At 61.4% G+C, this 17,792-nt stretch carries 13 protein-coding genes; all 13 read right to left on the reverse strand.

What is annotated here, in order from left to right; genetic code table 11:
• Positions 1 to 28: 28 nt before the first annotated feature.
• The gene (locus O3299_RS10070; protein WP_305062227.1) at positions 29 to 1,528 is read right to left on the reverse strand and encodes a nucleobase:cation symporter-2 family protein; all 1,500 of its coding nucleotides are present in this window, start codon (positions 1,526 to 1,528) and stop codon (positions 29 to 31) included.
• 568 nt (positions 1,529 to 2,096) lie between these two features.
• The gene (locus O3299_RS10075) at positions 2,097 to 2,261 is read right to left on the reverse strand and encodes a hypothetical protein (RefSeq protein WP_305062228.1); all 165 of its coding nucleotides are present in this window, start codon (positions 2,259 to 2,261) and stop codon (positions 2,097 to 2,099) included.
• Positions 2,262 to 2,404: 143 nt separating this feature from the next.
• Complete coding sequence (locus O3299_RS10080) at positions 2,405 to 2,731, reverse strand: hypothetical protein (protein WP_099667446.1); 327 nt, start codon at positions 2,729 to 2,731, stop codon at positions 2,405 to 2,407.
• Positions 2,728 to 3,225: a glycoside hydrolase family 19 protein gene (locus O3299_RS10085; protein ID WP_099668467.1), complete on the reverse strand. Its 498-nt coding sequence runs from the start codon at positions 3,223 to 3,225 to the stop codon at positions 2,728 to 2,730. The genes O3299_RS10080 and O3299_RS10085 overlap by 4 nt, the downstream gene beginning before the upstream one ends.
• A gap of 14 nt (positions 3,226 to 3,239) precedes the next feature.
• Positions 3,240 to 3,668 carry a hypothetical protein gene (locus tag O3299_RS10090; protein ID WP_099667445.1) on the reverse strand — a complete coding sequence of 143 codons (429 nt, stop codon included), beginning with the start codon at positions 3,666 to 3,668 and terminating at the stop codon, positions 3,240 to 3,242.
• Between the two features lie 68 nt (positions 3,669 to 3,736).
• Positions 3,737 to 5,536 (reverse strand): hypothetical protein, encoded by a 1,800-nt coding sequence (locus O3299_RS10095; protein ID WP_251348246.1) that lies wholly within the window; start codon positions 5,534 to 5,536, stop codon positions 3,737 to 3,739.
• The gene (locus O3299_RS10100; RefSeq protein ID WP_305062229.1) at positions 5,537 to 6,391 is read right to left on the reverse strand and encodes a hypothetical protein; all 855 of its coding nucleotides are present in this window, start codon (positions 6,389 to 6,391) and stop codon (positions 5,537 to 5,539) included.
• 183 nt (positions 6,392 to 6,574) lie between these two features.
• Positions 6,575 to 8,407, reverse strand: a complete 1,833-nt coding sequence (locus tag O3299_RS10105; RefSeq protein WP_305052504.1) for a hypothetical protein — start codon at positions 8,405 to 8,407, stop codon at positions 6,575 to 6,577.
• Positions 8,407 to 9,237, reverse strand: coding sequence for a hypothetical protein (locus tag O3299_RS10110; RefSeq protein ID WP_305052505.1), 831 nt, complete (start codon positions 9,235 to 9,237; stop codon positions 8,407 to 8,409). Before O3299_RS10110 ends, O3299_RS10105 begins: the two co-directional genes overlap by 1 nt.
• Positions 9,234 to 9,722 carry a DUF4376 domain-containing protein gene (locus O3299_RS10115; protein ID WP_305052506.1) on the reverse strand — a complete coding sequence of 163 codons (489 nt, stop codon included), beginning with the start codon at positions 9,720 to 9,722 and terminating at the stop codon, positions 9,234 to 9,236. The genes O3299_RS10110 and O3299_RS10115 overlap by 4 nt, the downstream gene beginning before the upstream one ends.
• Positions 9,722 to 11,650, reverse strand: a complete 1,929-nt coding sequence (locus tag O3299_RS10120; protein WP_305062230.1) for a hypothetical protein — start codon at positions 11,648 to 11,650, stop codon at positions 9,722 to 9,724. Before O3299_RS10120 ends, O3299_RS10115 begins: the two co-directional genes overlap by 1 nt.
• Entirely contained in the window at positions 11,647 to 13,116 is a 1,470-nt protein-coding gene (locus tag O3299_RS10125) for a hypothetical protein (protein WP_305062231.1), read from the reverse strand. The genes O3299_RS10120 and O3299_RS10125 overlap by 4 nt, the downstream gene beginning before the upstream one ends.
• On the reverse strand, positions 13,113 to 17,678 hold the full coding sequence (locus O3299_RS10130) for a tape measure protein (RefSeq protein ID WP_305062232.1): 4,566 nt from the start codon (positions 17,676 to 17,678) through the stop codon (positions 13,113 to 13,115). Before O3299_RS10130 ends, O3299_RS10125 begins: the two co-directional genes overlap by 4 nt.
• Between the last annotated feature and the right edge of the window lie 114 nt (positions 17,679 to 17,792).

Raw genomic sequence — 17,792 nt, forward strand, 5'->3', positions numbered from 1 at the left:
GCCCTTTTTTCACGGCGCTGGCGGCGCTTCACTCGCTGCCATGGGTGTGCTCGCGCGCCTGCTCCCGCGCCTTTTCCTGCGATGCCAAGCCGTTGAAGAACAGATTGAGCAGCACGGCGACGATGGCGGCCAGCAATATGCCGCTGTGCAGCAGCGGTGACAGGGCCTTCGGCATGTGCTGCGCGTACTGTTCCGCCACCAGCGGCAGCATGCCGAAGCCGATAGACAGGGCCACGATGAACAGGTTGTTGCGGTTGCTCTTGTAATCGACGCCGGCCAGGATGCGGATGCCGGTGGCGGCGACCATGCCGAACATCACCAGCCCTGCCCCGCCCAGCACGAACGCCGGCACGGCTTCGGCCGTCTGCGCGATCTTCGGAATCACGCCCATGACGAGCAGGATAAGGCCGGCCGCTACGCAGACCCAGCGGCTGCGCACGCCCGTCACGCCCACCAGGCCCACGTTTTGCGAAAACGAGGTGTAGGGAAAGGTATTGAAGATGCCGCCGATCAGGGTGCCCAGGCCATCGACGCGCAAGCCGCGGCTGATATCGTCCTGCGTGATGCGCTTGTCCGTCATCTCTCCCAGCGCCAGAAACATGCCCAAGGACTCAATCATGACGACGATCATCACCAGGCTCATGGTGACGATGGCGACCACGTCGAAGGTCGGCATGCCGAACTGGAACGGCGTGACGATGGCAAAGGTCTTGGCGCCGGCCACCTTGGCGAAATCGGCCTTGCCCAGCGCAAACGACAGGGCCGTGCCGGCGATGATGCCGATCAATACCGCGATATTCGACAGGAAACCCCGGCCATACTTGGCCACCAGCAAGATGACGGCCAGCACGAAGAACGCGATGCCCATGTTATCCAGCGCCCCATAGCCGGGATTGGCGATCAGGGGCACGGGACCGGCTGGCGCGGGCAAGCCGGCCGCCGTGGCGGCAGCGGCCATCTCGAGGAAGGCGGGATCGGCGATTTGCGCCATGGCGGGCGGCCCGCCCATGGCCCAGTTCACGCCCACACGCATCAGCGACACGCCGATCACGGCGATGATGCTGCCGGTGACCACGGGTGGAAACAGGGCCAGCAGGCGGCTGATGAAGGGAGCGATCAACATGGAAACGACGCCGGCGCCGATCACGGCGCCAAAGATGCCCGTGATGCCCAGGGCGGGATTGTTCGCCATGGCCAGCATGGGACTGACGGCGGCAAAGGTCACGCCCATCATGACGGGCAGGCGGATACCGAAGTACTTGCCTATTCCCAGGGACTGGATCAGGGTGACGAGGCCGCAGCAGAACAGGTCGGCACTAATCAATGCCGCCACCTGCTCGGGCGGCAGCTTGAGGGCGCGGCCGACGATCAGCGGCACGGCGATGGCGCCCGCATACATGACGAGCACGTGCTGCAAGCCCAGCGTAAACAGTTTGCCGGTCGGCAGGATTTCATCGACGGGCGATGGCGCGGCAGGCACCGTGCCGGGCACGCTGCGATGGATGGATTTCAGACGGGGAGTGGCCATTTACGCTCCATTTCCTGGGTTACCGCGGCCCGGATGGACGCAGGTGAAAGGGAAAAGCAAGAGAGAAACGGGACGACAGGAAGACACTGGCGGCGGATGAGGCATACGAAGCTCCTTGGATGGGACGACCAAGGTATGCCATGCACGCATCGTGCCAGCACCGATTGTATACATGAATCGTGCCGAAAATCGCCAGAGATCAGGCAATTTAACGACAGATGCACCGTTTTCTCGCATGCCGCCCCGCACCTGCACCAGAAGGCGGCACAAGGTGGCGGGGCTGGTAGGTCGCTGATGGCGGATGGCGGATGGCTGGAGTTGGAGTTGGAGTTGGAGTTGGAGTTGGAGTTGGAGTTGGAGTTGGCGTTGAGAACTGGAGTCTGAAACTGGAACCTGGCGACTGGTGCTGAGAGCCTATCCCAGTAGATGCATACATCCCCTGCTGGCGCCTCTCGGAAGCGAAGACTGCATTGATCGTCGTCGCGTGGCTCGCCACGCGCCCCCCTCACGTATTGTCCGCGCTCCTGATGCGCTGCCGGAAGAAGACGCTCCCTACCGGGATAGGCGCTTAGCCACCAGAGCAGGTATCAAGCAGCGTTTCCAGCTGGCGCACATGGGCGGCACGCAATTGCTCGCGCGCCAGCAAGGCTTGCACTTGCTCGAAGATGCCGTGGGATGGCACCGCCGGCAAGGCAGGAGCGGCGGGGCGCGTGGCAATGCATGGCACGCTCACCGGCCAAGTCTCCACCTTTGATGCCGGCGCCAATGCCGCACAGCCGGTCAATAAACTCACCAGCAACAGCACGGCGGCGCGCCTGGCACACCGCCGCCCTGCCGTCCTCCTGGCCCGCCACCCTGCACTCGCACGCGGCGGCCTCATGGCATTTCGCCGGCGATCAGCGCCTCGGCGGCACGACAGGCGTCACCTTCGGGCTGCAGCGCCAGGATGCGCGCCGCTGCCGCTTGCGCATCTGCCTGCCCGGCCTGCGCCGTGGCCAGCGCCTGCCGCACCCGTGCCGACCGGCGTGCGCCCTCTTCCCGTATCGCATTCAGCGCCTGGGTCTGGCGCCCCAACAGGCCCTGCACCTCCTGCACTTGCGCCGCGCACGCGGCACGGCCAGCTTCGCGGCCCCAGCGCTGGGCGCAAAACACGGCTGCCCCCAACAACAGCAGCATGGCCATAATGCTCAACGACGGCTTCATGCCAGCACCTTGCGCGCTGCTGCATACAAGGCCAGGCGTTCGGCCAGGCCGTTCACGCCGCCGTTGATGCGGCGCGTCACCCTTTCCTGGTCGCCCGCGTCGGCCAGGCGGTTCAAGCCGCGCGATTGCCAGAACCAGCCCGCCGAGCGACACGCGAACATCGTTTGCTCCAGCAACTGCGGCGCCGCCAGCAAGTCCAGGCCCAGCGACACGCCGCACGCCGCATAATTGGCGCGCCCCGTCACCTGCAGCAAGCCGCGCCCCTTGAAGCGCACGCCGTCGCCGGCAATCACATTGCCCAGATCCGCCCTCCCCTCATAAGCCGCGCCGCTGGCCAGCTCGCGCACATAGCGCAGCTGGCCCGATTCGTGACCCACCTGTGCCAGGAACGCTGCCTGGCGCAGCGGCGTATCAATACCGAATTCTGCCATCGCCGCATTCAAGGGCGCCAGGAACAGCATAGCGCGGCGGCCGGCCAACGGCATGATCTGCATCAATTGGGCGCCTGTCACAGCATGCCCCGCACATCCTTGACGGTGGCGGCCGCATCGGCCGCCAGTTCGCCGATATCCTTGCCGCGCCGCTTGTCGAACCAGCGCACGCAGGCGCCCAGCACCCACCAGGCGGGCAAGCCGGCCGCCACCATCAGCGGCGCGGCGATGAACAAAAACCCCGTGGCCGGATCGCCGCCATACAGGCCCGCCACGGTCTTCGCGCTGTCGAACAGGCTGGGCCACCACGACAGCACGGCGGCCACGAGCACGGGACCGAGAAAGGTGGAAATGATGATGCTGGAACAAAAACGAATGAATGCCTCCTTGGTGGACTGGGGCCACATGAACATGAAGCCCAGCGACGTAGCGGCGGCGCCGGCCAGCACGGGCACGCCAAACAGTTTGATCAATGCGCCGCCGGCGGCGGTGGTTTCGAGGGCCATGATTGCCTTTCAGGTGGTGGAAATGAAAAAACCCGCCGAAGCGGGTTGGGATGTTACAAGCGCAATCTTTATGCCACTTTCACGATGACACGGGCGCGTCCATCATCTTCGATGGCGATGACCTTGCCGATGGCACGCATGTATTGCTGGAGCGTCATATCTTCCTCATTGATGGCAATGCCCGCAATGCCCTCGCCTTGCTGTACCGGCAAGATGAACTGTCCGGAAGTGGCTCCCAGGACGTTGCATGGCACCTGACCGGCGAAAGCGATGCGGTCGACCGTCTGGCGCAGCGCTTCGAGTGCTGCATCGAAGGCAAGCCCGGGAGCCTGCCGAACAGCCCACTCTTCATCCGTATCGCCTGCCAGCGGCACCTCGCGGTATACGGCAGCCTTGGCGGGAATCGCTGGCGTGAGCAGGGTCAGGCCATCGTAGACGGCTTCGACGGCCGGTTGCGCCTCGCTGACCAGCTGCGATTCGACGCTATCGGGTACACGCGTCACGGATGGCGGACGGGGACCGAGCCGCTGCGACCATTTGTCGCCACCCACCATGCAGGGATCGGTGGATTTCACGGCAAACGAGATGGCATCAGCCCAGCGATCGGTAAGCTTGCCATCTGCGCCGATGCCAATCACCTGTCCTGCGACGACGATGCCGCATGCAGGAGACTTCAACATGTATTCGGCATAGTCGGCGCCACTGGCATTGATCGTGCCGGCGGCATTGATGCTGCGGCCGGTGGTCTGGAGGCCCACATACAGCACGGCGGTGCTCCCTGCCCATGATGCGGTACCGGCGCCAGCCAGTACCGCCAGGGTGGCCGTCGCCGGTTCGCCAGTGCGGCCCACGTACAGTATCTCCCCCGCCGGTATCGTATCCTTGTAAATCGTATGGAGATCACGCGCCGCCGCGCCCGTGGAAGCGGGGCCGCACCGCATATTGCCCGGCCACGCCACCTGGCCCGTGCCGGTAACGCCCAGCAAGGGTGCGGAGAGATTCCCGCTGCTTTCGTCATAAGCCCGCAGATTCATCTTGTAGCCTTGATAGTAAAGACTACCGGTTCCTGCGGAAGTTGACCAAAGGAAGCGACCGGGAAATGCAGCGCCGGCTATGCCGCCGACACCCAACGCGCCCACTTCGTAATATGTGTTGGGCAACAATGGATTGCCGCCGTTTGGCACCAGCAGGCTACTTTGCTGTCCGCCGCGTAGACCTACATGAATGGTTTTAGGGCCATTCAACGTCGAATTAGTCTGTAATTCGACGGCTCCCGGCCTTACTGTCATGGCTGGTGCGCCGCCAACGCTCAGCGCATATACTGCGATGGCATCCCACGAATCCTTGGGCAGCTCGGTACCAAGGAATTCCAGTTTTTGCTGAAACCACATATTTGAATCGATATAGCAGGACAGCGTGGAAAACTGCACCGCGCCCACATAAATGACGCCATCGCTGCCTATCTTTACTCCCTGGATATCGGCATGCTTGCCATCGCCGGTGCTATACCAGGAGCCGCGAATCTTGCCGTCATTATCACAGCGCAACAAAATCACCGTTTCGATGCCATTGGAAGAACCTTCGTAGGATGAATACGAGGTCGCGCCGGAAATCCGGATAGTGGCTTCGCCGCTCAAGGCGGCCACATTGAATTTGGCAATACGCCACCAGCCATTGCTTAGACCAACATTCTGTTGCTGACCAGGACCACGCACCGCCATGGTAATGAAGCTCGGCGTCGTGATCGGTCCCGACATGGTGCCGCCAGTTAAAGGCAGCGCGTTGTACGGTCCCGCCGCAAACGCCCGATCCATCTCATTCAATTTCTCGTTGACGTTGGGCATGCCGTCATAAAATTTGTCAGCCATTTAAATTCCTTCAATTTGTAGTGGTGCAGAATAAGTGTCAAAGTACGGCGTAGTTACCGCATCGCTATTGCTGGCTTTGCCATACAGCATGTAGTCCTGCTCCAGCAGCGGATCCGGGTTTTCCGGAAACAAACTGAACAGCATCGCCTTGCCCTTGCCGTTCTCGCGCAGGATGCGCATGAAGCGCGCGCGGTCCATCGAAGTCAGATGCGTCAGATTGATGCTCAGCTTGTCGCTGCTCGTGCCCAGCACGGTTTTCAGGTTGCCCGCACCCGTGCGGTAATTTTCACTGCTATCCTGCGTCTGCAACTGGGCGCCATACTCGGCGTTGTATTGCGGTGACCAGTAATTGCCCACCACCAGCCGCGAAATTTCCAGGTAGCCTTCCGGGCTTTGTGGCGCAGACACGTCGATCACTATCCGGCGCACGCGCACAGGGGCAAACCATGTCACGCCGTCGGAGCCGCCGCCGCACGGCCAGGTGTTTACACCGCCCCACTGATAGGCGTTCCAGCCGAGCGGCAGAACGCCCCAGGGATAGGAGCCATGCACGGCAGCCGGGCACGGGAAGATGCTGCCTGTGTCGAATACCGGCACGGCGTCGCCTGGCTGGGCATAGCCGCGCACGCGCATGCGCGCGCTGCTGGTCATGTTGGTGGAGATCAGCGCTACGCAGGCGATGGACTCCTGCGTCGGCCAGGTGGCGGTGATGGTCTGTGCAGTGCCGCTGGCGCGCAGCACGGCATTCTTGCTGTCGCGCTGCAGGTTGGCCGGACCCAGTTCGCCGGTTTGGCTCGATGCAGTCAGCACCGCGCGGTCAGCGGCGTTGTCGTAGATGATGCGAAGATTGCTCATGGCAGCAATGCCCCTTCCAGAATGAGGTAAGTGATTGGTGAAATAAACCCAGTGGCAACGCCGATAGGCTCGGTGTCGGCAAATTCCCAGCGCCGCTTCGACAGCATCGCCTCGACTATCTCGGTACTGGTGAAGGAAATAAAAAAACCCGCCGAAGCGGGTTTGAGAGGGATTACTGCCTGGTCACACGGCCTTGACCATCACATAAGCCCGGCCGTCCGGCTCGATCGAGATCACGCGGCCGACTGCATGCAGGTACTGCTTCATGCTGAGATCGTCCTCGTGCACGGCGATGCCCTTGATGCCGGCGCCGTCCTGCACCGGCACGATGTAGTCGCCCGGCAGCGTGCCCAACACGTTCACCGGCACGCGGCCGGCGATGGCGATGCGGTCGACCTTCTGACGCTCGACTTCCAGCGCCGCGTCGAAGGTGGCCATGGCCTCGGCGTCCTGCTGCACGGCGATGTTGTAGGCGGCCAGTGCGGCGGTGTAGGTGGCCTGCTTTTGGGCCCACTCGTCGTCGGTGTCGCCTGGTTCGGTTACCACGTCCTCATATTCCGGTGGGTTGGTGCCGGGCACGGGCTGCTGCGTGATCACGTCTTCGCGGCGCAGCGGTTGGCTTGGTGCTGGCCCTGCCTGGGGCGATGGGCGCGACCCTACGTCGTTGGCCCAGGAATCACCACCGACGAACGAGGGCGCTGTCGATTTGATCGAGAACATGACGGCATCGGACCATTGGTCGGTGACTTTATTGTCGGCGGTGATGCCGACTATTTGACCAGGGGCGATGATGCCACAAATTGAGCTTTTGAAAATGTATTCGGCATAGTCATTGCCCATTGTATTGACAGTGCCCTTGTTATTACTACTACGCCCAGTAATAGTATTAGCCATTACGATCATCGCCGCACCAGATGTATTGCCCCAATCACCGGAACACTTTCTAAACCCAACCGAAGTATTGATAGTAAAAATATCAGAATTTTGAACACCACCAAGATCAATGACATGTGTACCGCCAGTATCAGCCGATCCTGCCTTAAGTAATGGAATGTATACTGCACCTGTCCCAAGTACCGATATTAGATCATTACTCCAGTAATTTGACTCCGTGTCATATGCCTTTAGAGCCATCCTGTAACTGGTTTTGTACAGGTTGTTTGGTGTTCCATTGTTATTACCAGCGGATGTAAACCAGCTGAAACAGCCAGGGTAAGTAGTTCCTGCTACTCCACCAACTCCAATTCGTAAGCTATCGCGAGCCTGTGCGGCCGCCATACCAACGCCACCCGGAGATAAGAACGATGTAGTAATCGACCCGTCACCTACCGCAATCTGCTCACTAACTTGCAGCCCCTTGCCGTTAGTTGCGCCCTTCCACCGTGGTGCAATGTAAACCGGGTTTCCTGGCTGTGTTGCTGAATCGAATACTATTGTTCCAATTGGCGTCGAGTTAGTCTCAACAGGTACTGCATACGTTGTTGTATTTATCCCAGTCAAATCGAATGAAATAGTTGAAAATACACCACCATCAAAAAAGGCATAAACATCATGTTTTCCATCGGCGCGTCGCACAACCATAATCCGAGATTGCCAAATTACCGGACCTTCAATATGCCAGTCCACGTAGAAACCGCCTCGCACGCCCATAAATATGGTAAATGGGGTTGAGGTAGACGCCACCCAGAGATTATTGAATACGCCGCGAATAAGAAGATTCGCATATGCCCCTTCACCTTCTTCGTTAATTGTGGCGATAAGGAGCCAGCGAGTGGTCGCAGTTCCTTGCGATAAAAAGTTAAAGCCATACTTGGCAGTCGTTCCAGCACCGATAGGTGCGCCTGATCTGATAGGAATCGCAGGATCAAGCCATGCCGGATTCATATAGCCATTCGGCCCAGCGAGAGGCGACATGCCCACCTTTGGCGCATACGACGCCACCACGGCGCCCCGTCCAGCCAGTTCATTCAAGCGCTGGATCGTGTCTTTCTGGCCATAGTAAAAAAAATCGCTCATTACAACTCCTCAATTTCAATGTTGGTGGCATATGCCTGGAAAGATGGCGCGGTGATGGCGGCCAGGTTGGCCAGTCGCCCATACACCTGGTGCGCCTGCTCCAGCTCGACATCGTCGCTATCCGGATACAGGCTGACAAAAAGCGGGCGCGACAGGCCGTTGCCGCGCACGATGCGCCACAACTCGGCGCGGTCCAGCGGCGTCATGTGATCAAGCGCCAGCGACAGCTTGCGGTACATCACGCCCCGCTCCACCTTCTGTTCGCCTGCGCCGTTGCGGTACTGGCTGCTGGTATCGATTGGCGTGATACCGGCGCCATACGACGCGTTCTGCTCGGGGCTCCAGTAAGGGCCAGCTACCAGGCGCGCGGCCTCGATGTAGCCAGCAGGATTGTCGGGGTCGGCCAGGTCGATTACCAGCTTCCTGATGCTGCGCATCTGGAACCAGCAGCGGGCGTACGTACCGCCGCCGTAACTGTAGGCATTCAAGCCCAGCGGCAATGCGCCCCAGTCCCACATGCCCAGCCGCGCATACTCGCACGCTGGCATGAGGCCACTATCGATGGCAGGCGCAACATCGCCGGGCTCGATATAGCCGCGTGCGCGGATGGTCGCCCCTGGAGTCAGGTTGCAAAACGGCAGGGCCACGCCGCCGACAATTTCCGGTGACGGCCACGTTGCCGTGATAGTCAGCGCAGCGCCGGTTGAGCGCACTACCAGAGACTTTCCCTCGCGCTGCAAATTGGCCGGCCCCAAGGTGCCGGCCTGGCTCGATGCCGTCAACACTGCACGGTCGGCGGCGTTGTCATAGATAATGCGCAAGTTGCTCATGCATCCCCCTGCGCTGGCCAAACGATGGCGTCAAGCGCGTCAAACGAGGTGGCGGCGGCGATCTGCCCCCGCAAGTGAAGGGCGATAGCGAATGCCTCGGCAACGTGTGCCCCCAGCGCGGCGCCGACGCCAATCATGCCGGCAGCATCGAGCGTCAAATGGGTGTTATCCGACAGGGTCCAGTCGATGCTGTATGGCTGGCCGGCAGCCTGCGCCATCAAAGCCAGTTGCGTGGCCCCCACGATACGGTCCTTGTCCGCTTGGTACAAGACGCCATCGCACATGAAATCTGCGGTTTCAGCCAAGCTGCGTGCCGCCTTGATGCGCTCCCAAGTGCGCACTTTGACGCCATCGAGCGTTCTTGCATCTATCCACATGTCTGCCACCGCATCGTATTCGTGATGCTCGCTGGGTTGGGGCGGTATCGTGTTTCCTGTGCGCTCGTTTGTGTGAGTGCCGTCACTGTTAACGATGATGGTTTCCATTAAAAGTTCCTTGCGATCACAGTCGCCTGACATTGTTTAAGATAAAGCTTCCTCATGTCCGCAGCTCTGAGCGATGCATTGGTAGCGGAAACGCCGAACTGGACCGTGCCACCGACTCCAATATTCAACGTAAGCCCGTAGCCAGTCGCAGCAGGAGCATCGCCTCCCTGCCGTTCCTCAACACCACTCATCCACATCCACTCCCCGTCATTGACGCGGTACCAGATGCTCAGCTGATCGTCGACCACCGCTGTACAAATGATCGAGAAAAACACCGGACCGGAGCGAATACGGCGCGCGGCAGGCCACCCTGGCGCGTTGTGCTTGAACAGTACTTCCGGCGTGCTAAATACAGCCGCGGAATTGAGCGACGAAGCCTCGATGTATACCCCGGATGCGGACGACTGTAGCGAAACAGATGGAAACTCCGGCTCGAAAAACGCAGTTGCTTTGTCTGTTGTGCCGACTGATACGCGCGCCGACGAGAGGTCGCCGGAAAAGGTTCCCTTCACCGACTTAAGTTCGCCTGAAAACTCGGCTTTTCCTTCATTGACGACCAGACCAGGCATTTCCACATACCCACTACTGGCGATCTGGACATAGCGACCGGTATGCAGGTTTCCAATCAAAAGCCCCTGCTCGCTTAGGTGAAAACCCATACCTCCATTGCTGGGCCAGGCGTAAGAATTGGTCGGATAGCCGGGCCCGCCGTGCAGCGTCGTGCCGTACAAATCGCCAGCAACCACACTCCCCAGGTTCGCCCTGATGGCGCCAAGCGTGTCGCCCACAATCGCCTTCGCCGCCACAGTCCCATCGACCAGCAAGCTGCCGTTCAACACCGTGCCCAACACCATCCAGGCGCCATCAACGTAGAACTTCGTCACCGCATGCGTCGCGTCATACAAGGTCACCACGTCGCGATTCATAGGTGCGCCATAGCCTGCACGCCCCAGTTCATACACGGCCGACGCATCCGACCAGATGGAATAGCCAGGTGCCGTCACCGTCACCGTGCCGCGCTGGCCGGGGGCGCCATCGGCGGCCAGGCGCGCAGCAGCGGCCCATTCGCCTGGGGCGATGTCATCGGTCGCCGCGCTTGAAACGGCCGTGGCGCCGGACATGAACAGATAGGCGCCGCCCGCCGACGGCACCTGGGTCGACCAGCCATTGTTCAGTCCCGCCAATTTGCCCGTGGCAAACGTAAACGTGCAGACGGCCGTGGGCAGCGGCGGCGCAATATTGGTCGCGCCACGCTGATAGATGGGCACGGAAATCACGTTCAAACCGTCGACGCCATCCTTGGCCAGTTGCACCGCCGCCGCCCACTCATTGGCGGCGATCTTGTCCGTCGTATTGCGCGAACTGGCGGCTGCCACGCGCACGTACAGCGGCGCCGTGCCGGCCGGGATATTCTTCGACCAGCCATTGGCCAGGTCGTTGCCGGCCGGCGTCGTGATGGCCGCCGTGGCAAAGGTAAAGATCACGTCGCCCGGCGTATCGGCTGGCGCAGCGGCAGCACGCTTGTAAGCGAAGGCCTGGCCCGTGTTCAATCCCGCCAGGCCCGTCTCGCCGGCGGCGCCGTCGAAGACCTTGCTGACCATGTAATTGGCGAGGTAATCGACGCCGAATTCACGGATACGTGCCTGCACCAGCGCCGTATCGGTAGTCATGTTGGCAAAATCGACCGTGGCCACGTTGCCGTTCACCTGCAAGGCTGTGCCGGCGGATACGGAAAACACGATATCGCCCACCACATTGACCGGCTTGGCGGTAATGGCGATCGAGCCGGGTGCTCCCTCGCCGGCGCTATTGACGCGAAAGACGGGCGTGCTGGCGGACATCAGGATCGCCTTGCCATCGGCAACGGTACTGAAACGCTCTGCCGTTGCCTGCAGCAGCCTGTCGCGCTCCCCCACTATGGCGCTCATACGAGCACCCCCACCGTCACTCTGCCCGTCAGCCAGAAGCGCGACAGCATCACCACCACGCCCGGTACGCCACCCTGCAAGCCAAAGCGTTCAGCGCGCAGTTGTACGGGCTGTCCCAGTTCCAGCATCATCATCTCGGGTTCTCCATCGAATTCATAAATGGTGCGCGGCACCTTGTTCAAGGCCAGGCGCCGCTGCGCTTCCGCGCGGGCGTCGGCCCGAGTCTTGAGGCACGTATCGATCTGCACCGGGTCGTCGCTCAGGCGATAGCGTGCGCGCACCGCCTCGTCAACCACCGTCTCCGTCAGCCATTCCGTGGCGTACAAATCCGCATGCGCGGGCGGAATGCTGGTCGTCAGGGCTGCCTGCAGCGTGTAGTTGCGGTCGAAGCCGATCTTCACGGCCGCCGTCACGAGCACACGCTGCGCGGGACGCAGTGAGCGCTCGCGCATCTGTTCCGGACCGATTTCCATCGGCACGCCGGCGGCCGGCAGCGCGATCTGCACCAGGCGCAGCTGCCCGGTGCGCGACATGATCGCCTGGGCGCCCACGCTGGCCGCCAGTTGCTGGATGGCCTGCGCCTGGTTCGTGCGGTCCGCAACATACAGTCCCACCGGCTGCGGGTGGGACGCGTCGAAGGCGGCCAGGTTGTCCAGGTCCAGGTCGGCCACGGTAAAACGGTCGGCCGCCTTGCCATAGGCGGTGGCGATGCGCTGCACCAGCGGGGCGATGCGCGGCGCGTAGCCGCCGCCCTTGTCACCCTGCACGCTAGCCGTGATCGTGGTGGAAAACGGATCCGTGGTCAGGTTGAAGCGGCCCGCCTGGTCATTCAAGGCCACGGCAATCGGCTTGCCGTTGGTGCGCACCTCGAACGTCGATTCGACCGCGCCGAGAAAACCGTACTCCAGGGTGGCCGGATTGGTCAGCAAGGGCGCCACGTTGTGGCACTCGCCAAACGGTATCGGCAGGATGCTGTCCTTGTTCGGCGTCGCCCCCCCCAGCTTGGCTTCGGAGATCGGCGTATTCAGGCGCTGCAGCTTATCGCGCAGTACCAGGTTGACCGACTCGCGCCCCGCACTGGCCACGTCGGCGATGATGCCGTCGAAGACCAGCTGGAAATCGGCGCGCGGCCACGATGCATCGCCGGCCCAGGCCTTGATCGGCCGGTTCATCCAGACATCATCCAGCCAGCCATCGAGAGTCCCGTCGGCGTTATCGAGTTCGATATCGCCGCCCGACAGCCCCGCCTCGCCGGACAGGCTGACCTGTTCCGTGAAGGCCAGGCCGCCCTTGGCCAGCGGCTGGTACGCAGTATTTGCCGGCACCTCAACCGGCCCGGTGACGTAGGGCCGGGAGGAGATATACCGCGTCACCTCGCTGCCGTCCACATTCACCTGCGCCTCGATCAGCACCATGCGGATGGCCGACGAGCTTTGCAGCCATTCCTGAAATTGCGCATCGGTCATGCGTATTCTCCTTTCACTGCATTGGCCCAGGCGGATGCCCGGGACGATTTATCCACGCCATCGACCACCGTCCTGGCGGCGTTGGCGTTCGATTCAAAGGTGGCCTGGATGGTGGCGCCCGTCTGCGCCCGCTGGTCGGCGCGCAAGCCTTCCAATTCGGCTCGCATGGCCTGGTTGTCTTCGCGCAGGCCGCGGATTTCGGCGACGAGAACATCGGAACCGACGTTCGCGGCCGACGAGTAGCGCACGGGGTCGAAGACGGCCGGCGCTTCCACCGCGGCTTCTCCGAAAGAGGCGGCGACAGACATGCCGGCAGCAGGCGCAAACCGCATGCCGCCCGTGATATCGGTCTGCCCGCCTGCCCGCAACGCCGCACCCAGCGCAGCGACCGCTTGCTCGATACCGACCGCCGTCTTGTTCAGGTTAATCAACTGCCCCACCTGCGTATCGAGTGCCGTCAGCTGCTTTTGCGCGTCATTCAACTGCGAGCCCGTGATCGCCGCCAGCGCAGCCAGTTCGGCCTGGACCCTGGCCGCATCGGCCGCATAGCTCGCGCTTGCAGCGTTCACGACCTGGCTCGCCGTCAAATACGCGGTGGCCGTACCTGTCAGCGCCGACTGTGCCGCAGCATCGCCCGTCTTCGCCTTCGCCAGCGTCTCTTCATACTGACGCTGCGCCTCGGCCATCTTCTGCATCGGCGTCAGCGTCGACAGGCTGCCCAACAACAGAGAATCCTTGAACGAGCGGATGCCGTCGCCAAACGATTTCAGGCGATCGATGGTGGACTTGAGGGCCGAAGACTCCGTTTCATAGGCACTGGCAATGTCCTGCCGCGCCTGCAACTGGTCATACAAGGCCAGGTTGGTGGCATCGACGGCAGTACGCTCCTTGGCACGCAATTGCGCCGAAGTCATCGTCATCTGGTCGAGCTTTTCCTGGATGCCCTTACGCTCGTCGGCAATGCCCTGCTCCGATTTGGTCAAGTCTTCCGTCGCCGCATGCGTCTTCGCAAACGCATCGGCCAATGCCATCAGGCCCGCATACTGGTCGGCCCCCGTCTTGGTGGCCAATGCGCCGGAATTGACCAGTTGCAGTACCGTATCCTTGAACTGCGCGCGCGTGGTCACGCTCGCATAGCCAAGGGCCGCCATCTGTTCCGTCACGTGTTTTTGCACGGGCGCCAGGCGCTCGGCTTCGGTCAGGTAGTTTTCGGCAAAGAATGCAGACCGATTGCCCAGTGCTTCAACGCCACCGGCAGCCTTGACCAACTGTTCACGTGCCGCCAGGGAGGCCACGCCAACGGCGCCGAATGCCTGCTGCGAGGTGCTGCCCAGGGTAGCCAGCACGCCATCAACGACAGCGTAGTGGCCTGCCAGGCGCTGCAGCGCAGCGCTCGCCGACTCGCCCTTCATGCTCAGTTGCGACAGCGATGGCACCAGTTCCTTTGCCATGGCATCACCGACGCCCGTAAAGAAATCGGCAATCGCTTTCTGGTTCGCCGCGTCGTCCTTGGTCATGACGATATTGAGCGACTGCGTGCGCGTGGCCAGGCTATCCGTGTTGACGCCCAAGGTGCTGGCGAAGGCGCCCGTCACCGCCTTCATCTGCGCATACGTATCGCCTAGCGATGCCGCCAGCTCGGCATCGACTTCAGAGCGGTCCGTACCTTTTTTATTCTTGCGGAAAAGGCCGCCCTTCTGGGTCCAGTTCGAATAACTCTCGCCCGTAAAGCCATCGGCACCGAGGCTGCCGGAAATGCCGGCGCTGCTGACCTTTTTCTCGCCCATGCCGAACAGGCGGTTCGCCGCGCCGCCCAGCAGGCCGCCCACCAGCGCACCCACGGCAGTACCTACCACTGGGAAAACGCTGCCAACGACAGCCCCGATCGCCGTGCCAGCATTAACGATGCCATTACGGCCATATTCCCCTGAAATCATCTTGCCGCCATACACGCCGCCCATGACGCCGGCGGCAACGCTTGCCGCCGCGCCCGCACCGGTGGCGAATGCACCATTGGCCCCGGCCGTGTATGGGGTACCTTGCAGCATGCTCATGCCACGCTGCACGCCATTGGCCACCGAAGTACCAATACCGGAAAGTCCGCTGGACAGCGAATCGTAGATGCCCTTCGCCGAACTCAGGAGCGACTGGATGCCGCCACCGTTGGCCAAACTGCCCTGCGCCTGCGCCGCGCCCGGATTCAGGAACGAGGCAAAGCCGGCTGCGATCGGCGACATGATCGGTTGCAGCACGAGGTTGTTGAACATGCTCTTCAACTTGTCCCTGAACATGGTCGCCAGGTTCTTGCCGCCTTCGAAGCCGTTCATGAAGGCGTCAGTCAGCGACTTTTCGATGTCCTTGGCGCTGGCGGCCCAGTCATCGGAAGCCTTCTTGGCCGCCGCGGCAGACGCCTCCTTGGCGGCCAATTCTTCCGTCGCCGTCATGCTGCGCTGCTTGGCATCGATCAAGGCATTCAAATACTCGATCTGCGCCGCATTTTCCTTGCCCACCGCCAGCGCGGCGCGCTGTTCCTTCAGCAGCGCCATTTCGTTTTGCGCGATGGCGGTCTTGCTCATGCCATACACCGCCACCAGCTTTTCGCCAGCCTCGGCTTCCTTGACGGCATCGGCGACGGCCTGCGTCCGTGTATCGGACAGCGCTTTCGCGTCTGCCAGCGCCTGCTCGGTCACAGCCTTGGCTTGCTTGCCCACCTCGATCTCATCGACGCGGGCCTGAAGCACCTTACGCGCAACCTCGAATCCCGCCTGCTCCGACGCAGTCAGTTTTTTCGTCTGACTCTCGCGGAGTTCCTTCAACTGAAAATCGAACTTTTGCGCCTCGTTCATCTCGGCATAACCGGCAGCTTCGCGCTTCAGGTCGCGGGCCTTGCCGTGCATCTCTTTCATCATGGATTCGAAAGGTGTGGGCGGAGCGGGAAGCGCCGGCATGCCTGTAGCGGACCCGTTCTTCGGTTTGCCGGGCGCTTCTTGCTGCTCAAGCTGCTTGAGCTTGCCGTGCACCATATCCAGTTCGCCCTGCAGCCTTGCCAGGGTGCTGTCCACCCCGGCCTTGTCCAGGGACTGGTATTTTCCCGTGCGATTGCGCACGGCATCCATTTCCGTCGAAATCTCCAGCATGCGTTCGCCAGCCGGGGTATTCAGTCCTTTCTCCGAAACGCCCAGCTTTGCCAGCTCATTGCGCTTTGCAAGCTGGACCATCTGCTTGTCGAGTTCAGCAACGATTTCCTTGGTGCTCTTACGCATGGGTTCTACGGCTTTCTCCGCGTTGTCCTTCGACGAACTCCCCCACATATTCCAGGCAGTAACACCTAACCCTACGACAGTCACCAGCAAACCGATATAACCGCCCATGAATGCCAAGGCGCCCTTCAGCACTCCTGCAGCCACCGATGCGGCGCGCGTTGCGGTCGTTTGCGCCACCAATGCAGCGGCATGGGCTTCGGCGGCAACTGTGGCACGAGCCTGGGCTGGGATCAGACCATTGGTGGTCAGCGCCAGCGCCACGTCGGCCTGGCTGGCGCGTATCGTCGCTTGTAATTCAGCAACACGTGCGGTCGCCAGTGCGGAGGTGGCGGCGGTCGCCGTCACGTCGGCATTCGCCGCCGCCAGGGTGGATGCCAGCAAGGCCCGGTTGGCCGTGACCTTGCTATACGTAGCCACGACGACGCCGGCAGCCCAGGAGCCAAATTTCGCGGTGGTCAGCGTTTCGAGCACGCCAACGACCAGGGTCAGGTTATTCGACAGAAATTCGAGGCCGCTCGTCATCAGGCGTACGGCGCCGGTCGACTCCGCCTGTCTCGCCGTGAACTCCATCACGTTATTGCTCAGGACTGTAAAGCTGCCACCGATGGTTTCGAACTGCACAGCTTCCTTGCGCAACTCGCCCAGCGCGTTCGGCAGTGCGACGGCCATCACGTCGGCAGTGATCAATCCTGCGCCGGCAAGCCCGGCGAGCGCTTCTTTCGACACGCCCAGGCCGGCGGCCATGGCCGCCATGACTTCGGGAGCAGCCTGGCTGATATCGTTAAATTGCTGGCTGCTCAGGGCGCCATCGGCGAAGGCGCTGGACAGCCCCTTGAAGGCGGTGGCGGAATCGGCCGCCGAGGCGCCGCTGATCTTGACGCCAAGATTGAGCGCCTCGGTGATGCCGGCCACTTCGGCCTGGCTGATACCCAGTTTCTTGGTCGCATCGTTCATTTGGGCATACAACCCTGCCGTGGCGGCAAGGTCCGTCTGCCCCGAGGCGGCAATGCGCTTGACATTGTCGTACGCCTCGCCATATTCCTGTGTGGTACTGGTCGACATGCGCAGTTGCGCTGTCAGTTTCGTATATTCATCAGACAGTTTGACGATCTGGCCGATATTGTTGGAAATACCCAGGTTGGAGAGTATCTCCGTGTATTTTTTCGTGACATCTTCGAGTTTGAAAGTCGACTTGGCAGCCCGCTCGCTGGCCTCGCGCATGCGTTCCAGGTCATCTGCCGCGATACGCACATTGAGCGTATCGATGCGTATCTGTAATGTTTCAATTTCAACGGTCATAATTTACCCATAAAAAAAGCCACCGCAAAGGTGACCATGCAATCGAGGCCACCTTCGCGACGGCTGTTGTGTTTTCCGTGTCACCTCTGCTGTAAAAATCAGGGCAAAACCAGG

Origin of the sequence: Janthinobacterium sp. SUN176 (genome assembly GCF_030587335.1) — a bacterium.
In the GTDB taxonomy this organism is placed as follows: Bacteria; Pseudomonadota; Gammaproteobacteria; order Burkholderiales; family Burkholderiaceae_D; genus Janthinobacterium; species Janthinobacterium kumbetense.